At 34.0% G+C, this 18290-nt stretch carries 20 protein-coding genes, 2 pseudogenes and 1 riboswitch; of the genes and pseudogenes, 11 read left to right on the forward strand and 11 right to left on the reverse strand.

Annotation, left to right across the window (positions count from 1 at the left end):
* Positions 1 to 102 precede the first annotated feature (102 nt).
* Complete coding sequence (locus tag KD050_RS20805) at positions 103 to 741, forward strand: pentapeptide repeat-containing protein (protein WP_211894185.1); 639 nt, start codon at positions 103 to 105, stop codon at positions 739 to 741.
* 189 nt (positions 742 to 930) lie between these two features.
* On the forward strand, positions 931 to 1563 hold the full coding sequence (locus tag KD050_RS20810) for a CatA-like O-acetyltransferase (RefSeq protein ID WP_211894186.1): 633 nt from the start codon (positions 931 to 933) through the stop codon (positions 1561 to 1563).
* 925 nt (positions 1564 to 2488) lie between these two features.
* On the opposite strand, the gene KD050_RS20815 is transcribed toward KD050_RS20810, so the two are convergent.
* Both KD050_RS20815 and KD050_RS20820 read right to left on the reverse strand, forming a co-directional pair.
* The gene (locus KD050_RS20815; RefSeq protein ID WP_211894187.1) at positions 2489 to 2707 is read right to left on the reverse strand and encodes a DUF3955 domain-containing protein; all 219 of its coding nucleotides are present in this window, start codon (positions 2705 to 2707) and stop codon (positions 2489 to 2491) included.
* 30 nt (positions 2708 to 2737) lie between these two features.
* On the reverse strand, positions 2738 to 2941 hold the full coding sequence (locus KD050_RS20820) for a helix-turn-helix domain-containing protein (RefSeq protein ID WP_211894188.1): 204 nt from the start codon (positions 2939 to 2941) through the stop codon (positions 2738 to 2740).
* Between the two features lie 688 nt (positions 2942 to 3629).
* Here KD050_RS20820 and KD050_RS20825 point away from each other — a divergent pair.
* The 3 genes from KD050_RS20825 to KD050_RS20835 all read left to right on the forward strand — a co-directional run bounded on the left by KD050_RS20825 (position 3630) and on the right by KD050_RS20835 (position 4816).
* Positions 3630 to 4052, forward strand: a complete 423-nt coding sequence (locus tag KD050_RS20825; RefSeq protein ID WP_211894189.1) for a hypothetical protein — start codon at positions 3630 to 3632, stop codon at positions 4050 to 4052.
* Between the two features lie 172 nt (positions 4053 to 4224).
* Positions 4225 to 4413, forward strand: coding sequence for a hypothetical protein (locus KD050_RS20830; protein ID WP_211894190.1), 189 nt, complete (start codon positions 4225 to 4227; stop codon positions 4411 to 4413).
* A gap of 262 nt (positions 4414 to 4675) precedes the next feature.
* Positions 4676 to 4816, forward strand: a complete 141-nt coding sequence (locus tag KD050_RS20835; RefSeq protein WP_211894191.1) for a hypothetical protein — start codon at positions 4676 to 4678, stop codon at positions 4814 to 4816.
* 1095 nt (positions 4817 to 5911) lie between these two features.
* Here KD050_RS20835 and KD050_RS21590 read toward each other — a convergent pair.
* The 3 genes from KD050_RS21590 to KD050_RS20845 all read right to left on the reverse strand — a co-directional run bounded on the left by KD050_RS21590 (position 5912) and on the right by KD050_RS20845 (position 8408).
* Positions 5912 to 6082, reverse strand: a complete 171-nt coding sequence (locus tag KD050_RS21590; RefSeq protein WP_370627245.1) for a multicopper oxidase domain-containing protein — start codon at positions 6080 to 6082, stop codon at positions 5912 to 5914.
* Positions 6083 to 7255, reverse strand: a complete 1173-nt coding sequence (locus KD050_RS20840) for a multicopper oxidase family protein (RefSeq protein ID WP_235753871.1) — start codon at positions 7253 to 7255, stop codon at positions 6083 to 6085.
* A 235-nt stretch (positions 7256 to 7490) separates the two neighbouring features.
* On the reverse strand, positions 7491 to 8408 hold the full coding sequence (locus KD050_RS20845) for an aldo/keto reductase (RefSeq protein ID WP_211894192.1): 918 nt from the start codon (positions 8406 to 8408) through the stop codon (positions 7491 to 7493).
* Between the two features lie 400 nt (positions 8409 to 8808).
* Between KD050_RS20845 and KD050_RS21435 the strand changes: the two genes are divergently transcribed.
* Positions 8809 to 8934, forward strand: a complete 126-nt coding sequence (locus tag KD050_RS21435; RefSeq protein WP_255553348.1) for a hypothetical protein — start codon at positions 8809 to 8811, stop codon at positions 8932 to 8934.
* Positions 8935 to 8974: 40 nt separating this feature from the next.
* On the opposite strand, the gene KD050_RS20850 is transcribed toward KD050_RS21435, so the two are convergent.
* From KD050_RS20850 to KD050_RS20865, 4 genes are all read right to left on the reverse strand, one after another.
* The gene (locus KD050_RS20850; protein WP_211894193.1) at positions 8975 to 9187 is read right to left on the reverse strand and encodes a hypothetical protein; all 213 of its coding nucleotides are present in this window, start codon (positions 9185 to 9187) and stop codon (positions 8975 to 8977) included.
* A gap of 364 nt (positions 9188 to 9551) precedes the next feature.
* Positions 9552 to 10217, reverse strand: coding sequence for a potassium channel family protein (locus KD050_RS20855; protein ID WP_211894194.1), 666 nt, complete (start codon positions 10215 to 10217; stop codon positions 9552 to 9554).
* 21 nt (positions 10218 to 10238) lie between these two features.
* The gene (locus KD050_RS20860; protein ID WP_211894195.1) at positions 10239 to 10469 is read right to left on the reverse strand and encodes a hypothetical protein; all 231 of its coding nucleotides are present in this window, start codon (positions 10467 to 10469) and stop codon (positions 10239 to 10241) included.
* Between the two features lie 40 nt (positions 10470 to 10509).
* A complete protein-coding gene (locus KD050_RS20865; RefSeq protein WP_211896389.1) occupies positions 10510 to 12336 on the reverse strand; it encodes an APC family permease in 1827 nt (608 codons plus the stop codon).
* A gap of 136 nt (positions 12337 to 12472) precedes the next feature.
* Positions 12473 to 12622: riboswitch (cyclic di-AMP (ydaO/yuaA leader) on the reverse strand.
* 435 nt (positions 12623 to 13057) lie between these two features.
* On the opposite strand from KD050_RS20865, the gene KD050_RS20870 reads away from it, so the two are divergent.
* The 4 genes from KD050_RS20870 to KD050_RS20885 all read left to right on the forward strand — a co-directional run bounded on the left by KD050_RS20870 (position 13058) and on the right by KD050_RS20885 (position 16230).
* Positions 13058 to 14071 (forward strand): ornithine cyclodeaminase family protein, encoded by a 1014-nt coding sequence (locus KD050_RS20870; protein ID WP_211894196.1) that lies wholly within the window; start codon positions 13058 to 13060, stop codon positions 14069 to 14071.
* Positions 14072 to 14085: 14 nt separating this feature from the next.
* On the forward strand, positions 14086 to 15051 hold the full coding sequence (locus tag KD050_RS20875; protein WP_235753872.1) for a threonine ammonia-lyase: 966 nt from the start codon (positions 14086 to 14088) through the stop codon (positions 15049 to 15051).
* A 418-nt stretch (positions 15052 to 15469) separates the two neighbouring features.
* Positions 15470 to 15697, forward strand: coding sequence for a DUF3953 domain-containing protein (locus KD050_RS20880; protein WP_211894197.1), 228 nt, complete (start codon positions 15470 to 15472; stop codon positions 15695 to 15697).
* A gap of 287 nt (positions 15698 to 15984) precedes the next feature.
* Positions 15985 to 16230: a cold-shock protein gene (locus tag KD050_RS20885; RefSeq protein ID WP_211894198.1), complete on the forward strand. Its 246-nt coding sequence runs from the start codon at positions 15985 to 15987 to the stop codon at positions 16228 to 16230.
* Between the two features lie 72 nt (positions 16231 to 16302).
* Here the strand turns inward: KD050_RS20885 and KD050_RS20890 are convergent.
* Positions 16303 to 17141 (reverse strand): annotated as a pseudogene (locus tag KD050_RS20890) (tyrosine-type recombinase/integrase).
* 162 nt (positions 17142 to 17303) lie between these two features.
* Between KD050_RS20890 and KD050_RS20895 the strand changes: the two are divergent.
* On the forward strand, positions 17304 to 17765 hold the full coding sequence (locus tag KD050_RS20895) for an NUDIX hydrolase (protein ID WP_211894199.1): 462 nt from the start codon (positions 17304 to 17306) through the stop codon (positions 17763 to 17765).
* A 129-nt stretch (positions 17766 to 17894) separates the two neighbouring features.
* Here KD050_RS20895 and KD050_RS20900 read toward each other — a convergent pair.
* A pseudogene (locus KD050_RS20900) lies at positions 17895 to 18218 on the reverse strand (SAM-dependent methyltransferase); the annotation flags it as partial.
* Positions 18219 to 18290: the final 72 nt, after the last annotated feature.

An 18290-nucleotide genomic window follows, 5' to 3' on the forward strand; every position in this document is an offset into this window, starting at 1 on the left:
TGCATAAAAGTCAAACCTTGTAAAAGAACGTGCGTTTCCTTATATTTGTATCTAGATAGTTTATAAAGGAATTAAATTAGTTTGAAAGTAGGTAGGTATACAGTGAAGATTGACACACCCAAGATCCCTGAAGATCTAACAGAAAGAAGATTTACAGATATTTTTTACGAGGAATATCCGGAATTTGATATGTGTTTGGTTACCGATTCAGAATTTGCCAACGAAGTACTTGAAAGATTGAGACTATATAAAACAGTGATTAGGAATTGTAATTTCGCAAATACGGATTTTAGCCGAATTGATCTTACTGATGTGCGCTTTGAGAATTGTGATTTATCCAATGCTAATTTGGGTAATGCCTCCATGAATCGAGTTGAGTTTCTCAATTGTAAGTTACTTGGCAGCAACTTAACAGAGTCTTATATCGGTAATACAAGATTTAGGGAATCAATTCTTAATATGGTTACGTTCGGTAACTCAAAACTTGAAAAGGTGATTTTTGATGATGCTATGTTAGAAAGCGCTGACCTTTTTGACTGTAAGCTTAAAAAAGTAGAATTTCTTTCATGCAATCTTAATGGAGCGAGCTTTGAAGAGACACCATTAAAAGGTATTGATATAAGCTCATCCGATTTTGATTATTTAACTGTTTCAATTGAGAACTTAAAAGGATGTATAGTATCAACGTCTCAAGCGATACAATTTGCTTCGTTATTAGAGCTAAATATCCGAGAGTATTAGTTGCAGTTTTATTCCCTTTAAAAAACTTCGTATTTTTGATTTTAAGTGGCTTAAAATGACTTGTGAAGGCTTTATTTATCATAAAAGGCAAAATAAATTTTGAAGATAATTATGCAAAGTTTTATACTTGCTGTCTTGCCAACAATGTAGTGAAATTATAATAATATTTTAAATGAGAGGTTGAAATAGATGACATCTTATCAAATCATTGATTTAGAAAGTTTTGCAAGAAAAAATTATTATGAGTATTTTATGGCGACAGACACAACGTTTGAAATGACAGTAAAAATTGATGTTACACGAGCAGTTAAAAAATGCAAAGATGAATCTATAAGTTTTTATGCTTACTCCATTTTTAATTTGACTAAATCGGTTAACAAGATTCCGAATTTTAGGTATGCCCACAAAAATAAGCAATTAGTAGAATGGAAAGAATTAGTGCCAACGTTTACGAATTTTAATCAAGAAACAGAGTTATTTTATAGTTTATGGTTGGAAGGGTTAACAGATTATAAATCAGTTGACCGTGAGTACAAAAAGCTTATAAAAGACTTTGCAAACACAACAGATATCGCGCCAATGGGAGCTGTTCCACCCAACGTGGTGAATATTTCATCAATTCCTTGGATGCATTTTGAACATTTTTCATCTCATCCAGGAGCTATCAAAAATAATATAACACCAATGATTACTACTGGAAAGTACGAAAAAGTTGGGACACAATTGCTAATGCCGGTGAATGTTAAGGTACATCATGCAACAGTAGATGGCTATCATGTGTGTTTATTTTTTGAAATACTGCAAAGAGAAATGAACCGTTAACCGCACCCCAATTATTGGACGCTTAATGATTGGGGTGTTTTTTAGAAAATTGTACTTCCCCCCAAGCGGTGCATAGTTTGCATTTCCTAAGAAACACTTTGCAATGAAAAAGTAGCAGCTTTAATCTATTAAATTCAACATAACTAAAATGGTTCTGGAAGTTTGAACAGAAAAGTTCAATTTTAATGAAGGTATGATGAATTGCCGTTGGTTGGTAGGTTTTTATTATTATATAAATCTAAATATAGAAGGCATTTTATTCGATGCCATGCAAACAGAAATTAAACTAATTGAAGGTACTGCTAAAACGAGACGAATCCTATTAGAAGAACTGTATGAAAAAGGGTCGCACATAGTTAAAATAGAGAGGAAAAGACAAAGACAGGGACAAACATAGACCATATCCTGCCCACACGGCCGTATAAGATGCAGTAGATAAGAAAATGAGGGGCTGCTGAGAAATCCATGGCTCTTTCTTAAATTCACAGTCCTTATTAAGATTGTGAAATCTTGCACTTAAACTAACGCCGCAGGTTAGTAAAAAAAGGGAATAGCCAAAATGAAGTCGAATTTTTAATCATAAGTGTAGAGGGAGATGTATGGTAAAAAAAGGGAATCGGTTTGTTTGCAATTGGTATAGTAATGATTTTAATGGACATGCCTCATTTATTGGGAGTTTAAATAATAGGGGGTAGATTAGAGGTCGTCAATTATTTAATAATGACAACAATCGCCATCACACTTTGTACAGTTTTCTCGCTAACCGAACAAGAACGTGGGTTCTTTTTTATTTAAGAACTAACGCTCTTATTTTGGCAATAAAAAATGACCAGGCTCACAAATTTTTGTGATTACCTGGTCTTTTTTTAGATGAATTTAATGTAACGGTTGGTAGCCTCTCATATTCAAGAACTAATAAACACTATTAATTCGAAACTTGAGTTTTTTTCATCATTGAAATTAGCGCCATTCCAATTAAAGAAACAATCCCTAAGAAGAACAATAAGAATCCAATTGGGATTAAGAAGAAGGGCTCTTCTAAGGTACCATCTGGTGCTACATTACTTCCAATGATAGCCTTTGCAATAAAGCAGATTACTCCTAAAAAAATTGGTGTTGATGCGATAAAATATTTTTTCTTCATATCATTTTTCCTCCATAAAAGTTAGTTTAATCATTTTTTATATTCCAAGATATCACCTGGCTGACAGTCTAATACTTCACATATTTTTTCTAATGTTGAAAATTTGACAGCTTTTGCTTTTACATTTTTTAAAATTGAGACGTTTGCCATTGTGATACCCAGTTTTTCCGATAATTCAGTAACACTCATTTTCCTCTTTGCCAGCATTACATCAAGATTAACTATGATAACCATGTTACACCTCAAATCGTTAATTCGTTATCCTGCTTTATATCACTTGCTTTACGCAATATGAAAGTAAAGAAGTAAATACAGAAATAACAATTGCAAAAAATAGAATAGCAAAAGAATCATTAATAGATTAGTGTTGTATTTGCCACTAATAAATACAGAATGTAATGCGATAACATATAAAACGCCTTCTGTCATTGCTAAAACACTTATACACTTTAACCTATTGCTAATTCCTTCTGTTTCAATGATTCACCGCCTTCTCAACTTTCTAATGTTAGAATAACGGATGATACACCCTTAGTCAATGTTTTTTTATCGTAAAACAATAAAATATTATTGTTTCGCTATAAGTGACCATTATTTGAAGATTTTTTCGTAAATTAAAACCAGGTACTCATTAATGCAGTGAGCCCTGGTCTTTTGCTTAAATGTTGTTCATTTATAATAAAGTTTGATTTAAAATCCTATCCTCTATAGATTTCTAAGAGGTGAGATAATTTTTTTATTGGATATTCATGTTAATATCACTAAAAAGATTGTGAAGAAATGTACTTAAACTAACGCGGCAGGTTAGTTGAATAAGCGGTATTTCATAATTCTTAGTTCGAGAACAGATTTCATATAATTCCCAATTTTTTGAAACCTTTCCGTTTTTTAATCCGTATATACTTTAAAGGGAGGAATCGTGATGAAAAAGATAAAGATAATGTTATTGTTTTTCTCAGCTTTACTTTTAGTTGCTTGTACTGATAGTTCCAAGAATGATGAATTAAAAGCATATGTCTCAGATTTTGAAAACTCAGGGTTTAAAAATAAAGCTGGTCAAATCATTGTTTTATTAGATGAGGGAATAATGATTGATAGCCATGTTCTTAGGGGACAGAGTGACAAAAAAAGCAATATTGATAAGGTTCTTGAAAAAGAAAATATTCCACTTAACCAACAATTTAATAAAATTTATAAAGACGCTACGATTAAGACAGTTGGTTCTAAATACTATATAACTCTTGAAGAAAATATTAAGTTAGAGTTTGAAAAGATAGGATTAAGAATTATCCAGGACCCAGAAGGTGTCGAGTATTACACACAAGAATATTCTGAGGAGAATTAAAGTGCAATATTCAACTAACGGGTGCTTTACTTCAAGAAGGAGTAACGCCTTTTTTCTAATTGAACTAACGTAGCAGTTTAGTTCAATTAGAGGGTATTATTAGAAGAATGACGAATTAGTCAATATTAGTGTAGTTCTTGAGTATTTTCTTTTACAAATGAGGGGTGACAATATGGAATTTTTAATTCAAGCAGGACTTTTTTTAAATCCAATTTTAGCAATAGTATTTTGCTTAAATTTAGTAGCATTAATCAAAAAAGTTAGTAGTGATAGTAATGCTAGTACCTCTAAAAATACATTTTGGATGACTATTTCAGCTACCTATATCATGTTTAGTATAACTTGGATGTTTCTATTGTAATTCATTTACAACTCAATCTTTCTTATTTCACTAACGGGTGCTTTAGTAAAAAAGGACATCAAAATAAAATGAGCTTGGAGAAAATATCCCAGCTCATTTTATATGTGCATTTTAAATTAACCTTTATCTTTAATAAAGCCTTTTATTAAAAGCATACTGTAGCAGCTATTTTCAATTATAATAAGGTACAGAATAATCAGCTTAATCGGAACTTATTTTAGATACAATCGTATTAGGGATAAAAGACAAAGGAGGAAAAATAATGAAAAATTTCGAAAAAGAGTATCCCATATTGAAAGAAGAGCGTAGACGAAAAGAAAGTAAAGACAGGAATATTGAATCACTTATTTATTTAGGTGTCGGGCTTTTAGGAATAGCCATTGGCGTATTATATTTTATCTGAAGCACTCATTAGAAGAAAGGCTTAGCCATAGAAGAACCCCCCTTTATTCGATAACAATATGGAGTTACTCATGATTTATAGTCTAGACTATTTCTAGTTCTTACGGATAGCTAATTCGCTACCCTACACAGGCAGTTATTAAAATAAAAATGTTCATATATTAATACAATGACAAAAATGCGAAATTTAAAAAAGTAACAAATGGTGCAATTGATTATGATTACCGAATCAATATTACATTAAATACTGGATAAGCAATGTGGGTTGAATCGGATAAAAAATTACTAATGTTCATTGATACGTACGAATACTATACAATCGAAAATGATAGCGACTTCTTTGAGATTTTAAAGAATGCCACTGAATAGTCAGCCAGAATTAAGATTTTTCACTAACGGGTGCTTTACTTCAAGAAGGAGTAAAGCCTTTTTTCTTATTTAAACTAAAGCCGCAGTTTAGTTGAATAAGGTACATTAGGATGAATATGGTAAAATAAATAATAACTCAAATGTTTTTGTTCAGCTTCCTCTATTGAGCTAAGAACGTTACATTTTAGGGGGATTTTAAATGGAAAAAATCTTAGTAAAAACAGGGATATATTCATTGGTTTTATCTTTCTTCTTATAAGTAGTCTTTATGAAAAGAGAAGAAAGCACAACTGATTTTGAGGGGATGACTTCATATGTTGTAACGCCTTATTCAGAGTTTTTCTTTCATATTTTTAGATATTCTATTATCACTTCAATCATTGCAGTAATATTTGTATGGCTATATATACTGTCAAAAAAGGAAAAAGAGTAACAAACTCAACAAGTGTATTATTACTTTATAGATATTGTGAAGGTTTGTACTTAAACTGACGGGTGCTTTACTTCAAGAAGGAGTAAAGCCTTTTTTCTTATAAGCAGCAGAAGAGGTGAACAAGGAAGTTATAGTTTCGTGTTAAACCGTAATAAAAGTCGATTTTAATTAAATCGAATAAGTGAGGTGAAGATTGTGGATAATCTGTTGATTGTAATAGGAATTGTTCTTTGTATCTCGCAATTTTTCATAGCTAAACAAAGTAAGGTGAAAACGTCATTATTTCTAGCAATTTTATTTAGTATTATTGATTTTTGATGATTTTATTTGAACTTGTTGTTGTCGTTCAAGAATTTGAAAGTCAACCAAATGGATATGGATAGGATGAGGATCATCATCGATTATATTAATAATTCGCCAAATTTCAACGGTGTCTACTTCAATTCTTTCGGAAACTCTGTCTATTCACATTTTACCGTCCAATAAATTCAAGGAACGACCATATTGATCCTTGGTTCTGACGAGTGTTAAATCTCTTGTTCTCTTTGCCATACTTCTTGGAAGTCGTTTTATCGGCCCTAAATAGAAAGGAAGAGAGCTGGTATCTGTACTTTTTAACGGAACAGTTACTCTGAATTGCATGACATCTGTTGTTTCGGGGGATGCACTCTTAGTGACATTTTTGAGAATTATGGTCTGTCCGTAGTTTTGAGAAAAATCAATTATCACATCTATACGCTCGGCACTCATAAGTATAAATTCATTTAGTAATACTCTTGTCTCAAGAAAGCCCCCATCCGTGCCAATTTGATACAAAGACTGATTAGAGTCCATTTTTAATGTAAGGATTCGACTATTGGATGCATTTAAAATTCGAAATCGGTATTTTCTTGGTTCAACGTCTAAAAATGGATAAACCTTCCCGTTTACAAGAATCGTATATGCATCAAAAGGTGGGGCAAGAGAAGGATGAGGAAGACCTATGTCGTTTTGATCTGGTTTGCTGGGGTAGTAAAGTGAACCGTCTGGGTTGAACGAGCGGTCCACAATTAAAAGAGGAATTTCATATTTTCCTTTCGGAAGATTAAGTGATTGTTCATGAAAGTCGCGAATGAGATAGAAGCCCGCGAGTCCCGCATAAACGTTTAATCTGGTAATTCCCATCGTGTGGTCGTGATACCATAGTGTAGTTGCTCGTTCAATGTTCGGATAAGTATATATTTTTCTTTCAAACAAAGGTCCCGTTTGTTCAAAATTTCTCGTGAACCATGCTTCGGGGTAACCATCACTATGGGAAGGTGTCCTTCCTCCGTGTAAATGTACAACGCTTCTACCCTCTGGAAGAGTTATTTCGGAACCATGAATGGTTGTATCGATGGGAAGAAAGTGCTTATTGGGCAGATTATTAATCCATTTAACAAACACTGTTTCATTATTCATCACTTCGAACGTAGGACCTGGAAATGTTCCTTCATAACCCCATAAACGTGTTGGTCCGAGGTCCCTGTGTAGCTTCTGAGAAAACTCCTCCATTGTCACTTCGTAATATGAAATATTATAACTTCTCTTCTTAGGAGATAACATGTTTGGAATAGGCAGTTCATCCACGAATTTTTGTAATTTTATCTTTTCAGGCATAAGATGGAAGACCTCTCTCTGTTAATATCTACAGAGTAAGTTTATGAGTGTGAACTTGTCCGGTATGACTATAGGTATTTTTCTTATGCAACTAACGGGTGCTTAGTTAAACAAGACCAACATGTCGATTGAAAAACCAAGCACCCTTTGCCAACAATGACTTTAGGGTGCTTGGTTTTATAGGACCTGTTTTGGATTCTTTATTTACATTTGAATAAATTATAGAAAAAAGCAATTAAGGCAGTACATTTCCTGCAGCACGATAGATGCCATACCACTCCTCACGAGTAAGAAGGATATCACTTGCCTTACAGCAATCCTTAAAACGGCCTTCATTCATCGTACCGATAACCGGTTGCATGTTTGCTGGATGACGCAATAGCCACGCGATAGCGATGGTTGTGTTGCTTACTTCATATTTGTTCGCGACTTCATCAATCTTTTGATTCAATTCAGGAAACTTGTCATTACCTAGGAATACTCCCTCAAAGAGCCCGTATTGGAAAGGGGACCATGGCTGAATGGTAATATCGTTCAGTCTGCAATAATCAAGTATGTTACCATCTCTGTTCACAGCAGAATCATTTTCCATGTTCACATTAAATCCATTAGAGATCATGTTTGCATTGGTAATACTTAATTGAAGTTGATTAGCAACGATTGTTTGCTTCACCGACTTCTTAAGTAATTCGATCTGCATTGGATTCTGATTGGAAACACCAAAGTGACGAACTTTTCCTGAACTTTCAAGAATATCGAAAGCCTCCGCCACTTCTTCTGGTTCTACCAAAGTATCAGGACGGTGTAGCAGCAGAATATCTAGGTAATCTGTATTCAATCTCTTTAAGCTTCCGTCAACTGATTCTATAATATGTTCTTTTGAAAAGTCGAACATTCCTTCTCGAATACCGCACTTAGATTGTAAAATAATCTTTTCACGAATATCATCGTTCATATGGATGGCTTCAGCAAATATTTCCTCGCATGTTCCACTCCCATAAATATCAGCATGGTCGAAGAAATTTGCACCTAATTCAAGCGCTGATTGGACAAAGTGCTCAGCCTCGGCCTTTTTCAGAGAATTAATGCGCATACAGCCGACTGAAACAACCGGCACCTCTAAAGTACTTTTTCCAAGTTTCATAGTCCTCATGTTATATCCTCCTTGATTGTAATTGTGTAATTTCATTTAATGAGTTTGAACTTTTCTTCCACGCTGTGGCAAAGGTAGATGTATACGACAAATGGGAAATTCTGCTTATGTATCCCTTATTGATTGTGACACACAGGTAAAGCGTTTTCAAGAAACTACTACGCAGTAATCTAGCGAAGGATTACTTCCCAGACCCAGAGACAGAAATACCAGTTCTGATTTTTTTTATTCAACTAACGGGTGCTTTACTTCAAGAAGGAGTGAAACCTTTTTAGGAGTAAAGCCTTTTTCTTTCTTCAACTAAAGCAACAGTTTAGTTGAAGAAGTCTAATTTATTTAGGAGGATTATTTTGGAACGTATTAACAATTATAAAATTAAAACACCAAGGGGGTGTTTTTCATGAAAAAGTGGTCAACTTATATATGGAAATTAATTTGGGTTATTGGATTATTTTTATTAATAAACATCAGTTTTGATATTAAAAATCAAATTAAAAATAGCTCACATTTCGATATGATTTTATGATTTATTGGACTAGTTTTATTGTTCTCTTTATATGGGGTATCTATCTATCACTTATTTTTATAAAAAAATGGTCAATTACAATAAATCTACCTTTACTAATTTGCGTATTCATTCCTTGTTTTCTCTTATCGTTAATTATGCCATTATCAGCAACTTTCCCAATTTCTTTTTCAATAGGTGGTATTTGGTTACTAAAAGTTTTAAGCTCAAATTTGATTGAAATTGTTGCAGGTTTAACACTCATGCTAAGCATTTTTAATAACTCAGTAAGCAAGAGTGAATAAAACAGTTTGTGAAGGAATGTACTTAAACTAACGGGTGCTTTAGTTGAAGAAGGCACATTAAAAAATTGAACTTACTTTTTTATAAAAACGAAATAACTAATAACATTTAAGAAGTCATTTTGATTTATCCTTTTAAAATGGCTTCTTTTTGTTTGTCGTGAAATAAGGTTTGTAAAGTTTTTTTCAAACTATTTTTAATAAATTTAGTTGAAGGAGGGTATACCAGATTTCAATTATTAAACAATAGAAACGCTGAACTCAAGTTCAGCGTAATATTTCCATCTTTTTTCGGTTATTTTGGTACTTATCATTGACTTCCTAATAAAGAAATAATTACAACAACTTATCTTCCAATCGTTTTAAGTTTGAATTTAGACCCATTGCTACTAATATATCACCTGAGTAGATGACATCACTTGGTAGAGGAGATACATTAATCTCATTTTCTCTTTTAATGACCAAAATGGTGACATTGAATTTTGCACGAATATTCAAATCTAGTAAAGTCCGATTATGCATATGCTGATTGACACGAATTTCTACGACACTATATTCCTCAAATAAATTAATATAATCAAGTAAATGGTCCGATGACATGGATTGGGCGATTCGAATCCCCATATCCACTTCTGGATGTATGACACGATCGGCACCGATTTTATCTAACAACTTTTGATGGTACACATTCTGGGCTTTTGCCCAAACTGTTTTGACGCCAAATTCCTTTAGATTGAGCGTCGTGAGGACACTAGCTTGTATATCCTCTCCAATCGCGACAATAACATGGTCGAAATTTCGGATACCGATTGATTTTAAGAACACTTCCTCCGTAGCGTTCCCTTGTATTGCGTGGGTGGAGTACGGAACAAATTCCTCCACCCTTTCGATATCATGGTCAATGGCAAGCACATCATGACCGAGCGTATGCAATTCTCGGCAAATACTACCTCCAAATCTGCCCAAGCCAATAACAGCGAACTGCTTATCCTTTTTTGTCATTTCTTCCACTCCTCTCTCTACTTATCCTGTAAATACTTGATCGTATGGATAGCGATGGTGAACTTTTTTAGGTTTCATTAACAAGAAAAATAAAGTTAAAGGACCAATACGTCCAACAAACATAACCATGGGTGTGGTAGTTGCGAACGGGAGTTTTAAACAAAGTGTCCCAAAAATAATTAATAACAAGAAACTTCCCGCAATAACTACAGGGGGTGAAACTGATTTTCTTTTCTTCTTAATTACCTGCATATGAACACTCCCAGAGATAGATTATAAACAACTTATTTAATCACTTCTTAAAATGATAAGGTACTGTAATTACCACGACATCTCTACGGTAAAGCAAGATTGCTCTGATTAGTAAACTAGACTGGTTATGAAGGATATTATGCCATCCTTTTTTGGGAATAAACTGAGGAATCAAGACAGACACACGATAGTCTGATTCATTGGCTTTATACTCCACGGTACTGATAAATTTTGCTAAAGGTTGAGTAATACTTCTATATTGGGAATGTAATGTTACCAACCGAATATTAGGCTGCCATTTATTCCACTTTTCTTCAAATATACGTTCATCTTTCCGTTCAAAAGCCACATATACGGCAATGATTTTGGCGGGATTAAGTGATTTGGCATAGTTTAATGAATTCTCTACAACATGCGTGATACCCGCTACTGGAACAATAATAACGTTCCCTTTAATTGTTAAAGGAGGTTCACAAGTAGATACATTTAATTGTTGGCCTACAGAAACATAGTGTTTTTTTATTTTATGAAAAAGTAAAATAAGTAATGGTAAAAAGACTAGAACCGCCCAGACCTGTCCAAATTTTGTGATAAAGAATATCATCATTACTGCAAGACTGATGAATGCCCCAACAAAATTAGTTATTAATTTGATGACCCAGCCCTTCGGTTTTTCTCTCATCCATTTAACCAACATTCCGGTTTGTGATAACGTAAAAGGTATAAATACCCCGACAGCATAAAGTGGGATAAGTTGTTCCGTTTGCCCTTGGAATACAATAATGAGAAGAATGGAAGTAATCCCAAGCGTAATAATCCCATTAGAATAACCTAATCTGTCGCCTCTCATCTTAAACATACTAGGAATATATTTGTCATTGGAAAGACTGAACGCTAAAAGTGGGAATGCGGAATATCCAGTATTTGCTGCGAGCACAAGAATCATGGCAGTCGTTCCCTGTATAAAATAGTACATATAGTTTCTTCCGAAAATCTCAGAAGCCATTTGTGAAATAACAGTTTCTTCACCTTTAGGTGTAATTCCATAGTAATAGGCTAAAAAGACAATTCCCACAAATAACAAGGCGAGTAATGAACCCATCATCATTAAGGTTTTAGCTGCATTTTTAGCTGCAGGATTTTTGAAGTTTGGTATTGAATTAGAGATAGCTTCAACACCAGTTAGAGCTGAACTACCAGAAGCAAAAGCTCTAAGTAATAAAAATAAAGTGATACCCGCTACAGGAGTTCCGAGTGGTGCGTGTAACTCAGATGAAACACTTCCAGTGATAATATGGAAAAGTCCTACACCGATTAGGATAAACAAAGCTACCACAAACAAATAGACTGGGTAAGCGAGAATCGAAGCAGACTCGGTAATGCCTCTCAAATTTAAAATGGTAACGAATATGACCAGAATACTTGCAATGATCACATTATGACCGTGTAAGCTTGGAATCGCAGATGTAATGGCATCAGTTCCGGCAGAGACACTCACAGCAACAGTCAAAATATAATCCACCAACAAAGAACCGCCTGCGATTAATCCCGCATTCTCTCCAAGGTTTTCTTTCGCCACAATATAGGCACCGCCACCTCGAGGATAAGCAAAAATGATTTGTCTATACGATAAAATAAGGGCCATTAATAGAACAAGGACACCTACTGCAATCGGAATTGAATACCAAAATGCGATTGTGCTCACTGAAACCAACACAAGTAGAATCTGTTCTGGACCATAGGCAACCGACGATAAGGCATCTGAAGAAAGGATTGCCAAAGCTTTCGTTTTGTTAAGCTTTTGTTCGCAAAGTTCCGATGACTTTAAAGGACGACCTATTAAAAACCTTTTTACTGCCGATAACATGTATTCCACTTCTTTCTTCTCTGAGTTATCGAAAAGATAACTCTTAATGTGATGCTGAACTATAAAAAAAGACAAAAAAAGTCCACAAGGCATCGGGAAATAGCCTAGTGGACTTAATTGCATTCTCACTAGTTCAAATTCCTCTCTTATAACGCTTACGAGGTTAGCTGTCGGGTTCGGGCTAAAAGAGTAGCCCTACCTACAAACGTAGGATTCACCCCAAGCGGCAAGAGTAGCCACGATTACATGGGTCCCCCGTTCCAAATGGATTAAGCGATGTAGAAATATGAAACTGAGAGTAATAATACTCCTTTGTTTTCAACTTGTAAATAAAAATTTGTAGGGGCTGTTAAACCCTGTATCAGGGCTTATTTGTCGAGAAGAACTCTAACTGTGGCAATAATATATTATGCATTCTAATTAAAAGAATTTGGATAGTTTTTTAAAATACTGTTCGAGGAAATAGCATCTAATTGTTCTTTTTCTTGTTCAACTAACGCAGCAGGTTAGTTCAATAAGAATAAATATTTACATTGGACTTTTTTATGTTATTATTAATGTAAATAAAATAACATGGTGCTGTTTTTATCCCCGGGTAAAAACATTTAATAAAGCATTGAGTCTCATTCCCATTAGGGCCTATTTATAGGCGGGGTGAGATTCAATGCTTTTTGTTTTTTATAACCATTGTTATTTAGACAAGTATAAGGAGGTAAAGTCAATGTTTGAATTTAGAGTTTTGAGTAATGATATCGTTAAACAAGTATTAAAAGTTAACCAAGTGATTGATTTAGTTGAGACAGTTTACAAATCTAAAAGTGAGAGTAAAACTGAAACATGGCCAACCATTTTTTATGATTTTGAACCGGGTAAGGCAGATATGGACATTAAATCAGGTTATTTAAAGAGTGAAAAGCTGTTTGGACATAAGACAGTAACATGGTTTGGTGAGAATGAAGAAAAGGGCATACCAACTTTAATAGGTTTGATTGTCGTATTTGATGCTGAAACAGGGAAACCTTTAGGGATAACGGATGCTGCGTTCATTACAGGAATACGAACTGGAGCGTCTGGTGCTATAGGAGCTAAATACTTAGCTAGAAAAAATTCTAAGAATCTATTAGTTCTTGGAGCCGGAAACCAGGCAATTTTTCAAATTGCAGCTACACTGACAGCATTGCCAAATCTAAAAAAAGTAATGATATCAGCAAGAAATAAAATTAAACTAGAAAGTTTTATTAGCAGTATTTCACAACGACTACAACAAGAATTTGGAATCGATACAGAAACAATAATATTTGAAGAAGTTGAATGTTTAGAAAGTGCTGTAAAAAACAGTGACATCATCATCACTGTGACGTCTTCAAGAGTACCGTTAATAAAAAATAACTGGGTACAAAAAGGAACGCATATTTCATGCATAGGGGCGGATATGGTAGGTAAACAAGAAATAGAATCTGAAATCATGTCAAAAGCTAGCATTTATGTAGATGATATGGAACATTGTGTACAAGTTGGTGAAATTGAACTACCTCTTAAGCAAGGCATAATTACGGAGAGTAATATCACTGGGGAGATTGGTGATTTAATATTGAGGAAAATTAAGGGAAGGTCCAACGATGAACAAGTAACTGTATTTGATGCTACAGGAATGGCACTTTTAGATCTCTATACAGCAAAAATTGCACTACAGACAGCCGAAGAAAAAGGTTTTGGGATAAAATCAGAAATTTAGAAGGTGGAATATAATTGCTGAGTTTTAATTATAATCATGTTAAAGACGCTTATGAACGTATCAAAAATAATGTGACAAAAACACCACTTGAGGAATCTTTTTACTTGGGAGATGAAAGTAAAAAATATTTCTTTAAACTCGAATCTTTACAAAGAGTAAAAAGCTTCAAAATCCGAGGAGCATTAAATAAAATGATGACTTTAACTAAGGAGGAAATGAGTCATGGTGTTGCTGCAATTTCTTCAGGCAACCATGGAAGTTCCGTAAGTTATGCAGCTTCGATTCTTGGAATAAATAATGTGAAAATCATTGTTCCTAAAAGTACCCCACAAAGCAAAATAGACAAAATTCAATATTTTGGAGGTGAAGTAATACTATTAGGAAATAATTATGATGAAGCTCATTCATTAGGGATGGAATTTATAAAAGAACATAAATTAATTTATATTGATGCTTACTATAGTGATCCTCAAATTTATGGTGGTCAGGGTACAGTTGCGATTGAACTTCTTGAGCAAAATAGTGACATTGATACCATCGTAGTGCCGATAGGGGGAGGTGGGCTAATTACAGGAATAGCTGTTGCCGCTAAAACTATAAAACCAGAGATTCGTATCATAGGAGTACAAACAGAGGCATGTCCTGCTATGATAAAATCTTACGAAGACAATATTTTTTATGAAGAATTTCACAGCGAGGAATCATTATGTGATGCTCTTGTTGGAGGGATCGGTAAACTCAGCTTTGATTTGGCCAAAGATTACGTTGATGATTTTATAGCTGTATCAGAAGAATCTATTGCTAAAGCAGTTAGTTTCATGGCAAAAAAGGAGAAGTATATTGTGGAAGCAGGTAGCTGCACTACGGTAGCTGCCGTTATGGATTATAGAGAGCGAATTGGAGGGAAAAACATTGCTCTTGTTTTATCCGGTGGTAATATAGATGGAAATGTATTGACTGATATTTTATCAAAATACTAATGTGATTTGTTACTATGACAGAACATATTAAATAAAAAATTTCTTCAAGAGAATAAAATTTGATTACAAATTAAAAAGGCTTTCCTTAATGGAGAGCTTTTTTTATATATTTGGACTAGCAAGGGCATTTTCGTTAACCTAGATAAGAACCAAATAGAATTACTATTTTGGAAATTTATAGTCAATAATAAAAATGAAAAGTAAGTTTCTTCTTCAACTAACGGGTGCTTTACTTCAAGAAGGAGTAAAGCCTTTTTTTCTTATTGAACTAAAGCGGCAGGTTAGTTTAAGAAGGAAATAATGAAAGTAATGAAGAATGGTACAAGTAAAGAGGTATTTATATACTAAATAACGAAAAGTATTGATTCTTATACCACCATTTTGAATCTAACAATAACGTTAAAAAGAGAGGCGAATAATGCTAAACAGATTAAGAATACCGTTATTAATATGTGCTGTAGTTTTTGGATTTTTAGATTTAATAACTCCGCTTGAGTTAATACCATTTATGATGTTGTCAGGTACTTCGATGTTTCTGTCAGGATTAGATGAATTTAAAAAAGACAAAAAAGCAAAATATGGTTATATATTCATAACTATTTCTATAATTCTAATTTTGGTTGCTGTAATTAAATTATTTACATAATGGTGTTGCATTGAACCAAGAAGGATTAATGACTTTTTAGCGTTTTTTCTGCTTGGAAAGGTTATAGGAGAAAGCTTGAAAAAGCAGAAGGTGAAGAAGAAATAAGACACGCATTTGTGCCTTTTCTCCTGATGATATAATTTTGTTTCTTATAGCAATTGCAGTATTTATTTTTTAAGCTAACGAGTGCTTTAGCAAACAAGTGGCTGCCTGTAAGGGTGCTTTTTCTTATTGAACTAACGGTGCAGGTTAGTTGAGTAAAAAAATGAATTGGAGGTCGAACAGATATGAAACGAGAGGGAATTGTTAAATGGTTTAAAGAAGAAAAGGGGTATGGTCGTATTATGCTTGACGGTGAGGATGGAAATCATGTTTTTGTTCATTTTAGTTCGATTTTACCTGATAAAGAAAGACTTCCAAATGGATTCAGATTCCTTAAACAAGGTCAAAAAGTATCCTTTGATTTAGTTGAAAAACCAAATTCTACTGACCAAAAGCAAGTTGCAGAAAATGTAATCATTATCTCTGACTAAAAAATTCTTTTTCAACTAACGGGTGCTTTAGTCAAGTAGAGCAACGTCTTTTAAGACATTGCTCCTTTACATTTAAAAGTACTTCTGATAATACTCTTTCCTTAACCTTCCGCTTAACTGAGCATAGATCTTGGTGGTTTCACTTTTCTCATGTCCGATAGACTTTGTATGACTTCAATAGGAGCTCCATTATTCATCAAATGAGTTCCATAGCTGTGTCTAAGTTGGTGCGGATGAATCTCTTTATTAATTTCCGCACGATTGGAGATTCGCTTGATGATGTATCGCATTTGGGCGACACTCATTTTATGTGGCTGTCTTGCTGTTACAAAGATTGCTGAAATATGGTCTTTACGGCTTTCCATATACCGTTTGAGCCATATGTCACAACGTGTATTAAAATAAACTTCTCTTTCCTTATCGCCTTTTCCTCTAACGACCGCGGATTGATTGGACCAATTAATATGGTTCTTTTCTAACGCAACTATTTCTCCAATTCGACAACCGGTAGAAAACATGAATTCAAAAATCGCTTTTTCCATTGGGGAATGACACGATTCACGAAGGTGTTCAATCTCCCGTTCGGTTAGATACTTGGGAATTCGCTTACCTACTTTGGGTTCTTTAATTTTGGAAGTTGGATTCTTACTTAGGAAACCTTCTTCATGAGACCAACGAAAAAATGACTTCAAAAAGCGGATACGATGTGCAAGACTGGCCGGTTTTAAATGCTTGCCGGATATAGCGAGATATTCCATCAGTTGATTTGTATCCAGCAATTTCATCTCTATATCCTTAAAATAACCAATTAGTAGCAAAGACTGTAATCGGTAGGCCCTCAACGTTTGTGGCGAAAAGCCCTCTATTCGCTTATCCGCTTCAAACGAAGCCCATGCTTTTGATAGTAACAATTCCATTCCCCCTAAAATAGTAATATTAAAAGGATTATTGCCAACTTAATAGAATTATAGACATAGGGGGTGTTTTGACTAACCCGGCAGTTTAGTTGAATAAGGGATAGAGATATAATTAAAATGCGAAATTAATGTGAAAACTTAGTTTTGGAGGTTTATATGGACTATATTATGGATTTAAGAAAGTTAGTAGGTAGTCGTCCGCTTATTATGGTTGGTGCCTGTGTCATTGTAATAAATAAAGAAAATAGTCTACTCTTGCAACTTCGTAAGGATAATAATTGTTGGGGATTAGCTGGTGGTTCTTTAGAAATGGGGGAATCTTTAGAACAAGCAGCTAAAAGAGAATTACTTGAAGAAACAGGTTTGGTTGCAAATAAATTAACGTTATTCAATGTCTATTCTGGCGAAAAGTTCTACTATAAATATCCGCATGGTGATGAGGTTTATAATGTGGTAACAGCTTACATATGTAATGATGATTATGAAGGAGTATTAAAAAAAGAGGATAGTGAAGTTCAAGAATTACATTTCTTTCGCTTCAACGAACTTCCGTCCAACATTAGCCCACCCGATTTACCAGTAATACAAGAATACTTACAAAAGTTTATATTCAACTAACGGGCGCTTTACTTCAAGAAGGGGTATAGCCTTTTTTCTTATTGAACTAACGCAGCAGTTTAGTTCAATAAGAAAAACAAAAAATACCGCTCAATAATCCAGACAATGAAAAGTATTTAAAATTATATATTACCTCTTTACAGCATGGATAAAATGGACTGTCTCAAAAGCACATAAATAATCTGTACGATCTCTAAAGAAAAGTTCCTGTATTGCATTAGGTGTCAAATGTTCATAAATAAGCAAACCTGATTCTTCTAACATGGTTTGAATTTCGTTATTTGTGAAACTGGATTTCATCGATTCGCCACTTGCTGAAGCCATTTTAACCATATTTCCAACTCTATTAGACATGCTTTTTTCTTCATAGAGTGTATCATCTGCATAGTCAAAAACTATAGAGGTTCCCGATGGGACTTTAGCAAATAAATGTTTAATCAGGCTTGAATTTTCATCTCGAATTGAGATAGAACAGTATACGGCTTTTTTTATGAAAAAGGAGGTTAGTGTAATAAAAGAAGTGTT

It is taken from the genome of Psychrobacillus sp. INOP01 (genome assembly GCF_018140925.1).
In the GTDB taxonomy this organism is placed as follows: Bacteria; Bacillota; Bacilli; order Bacillales_A; family Planococcaceae; genus Psychrobacillus.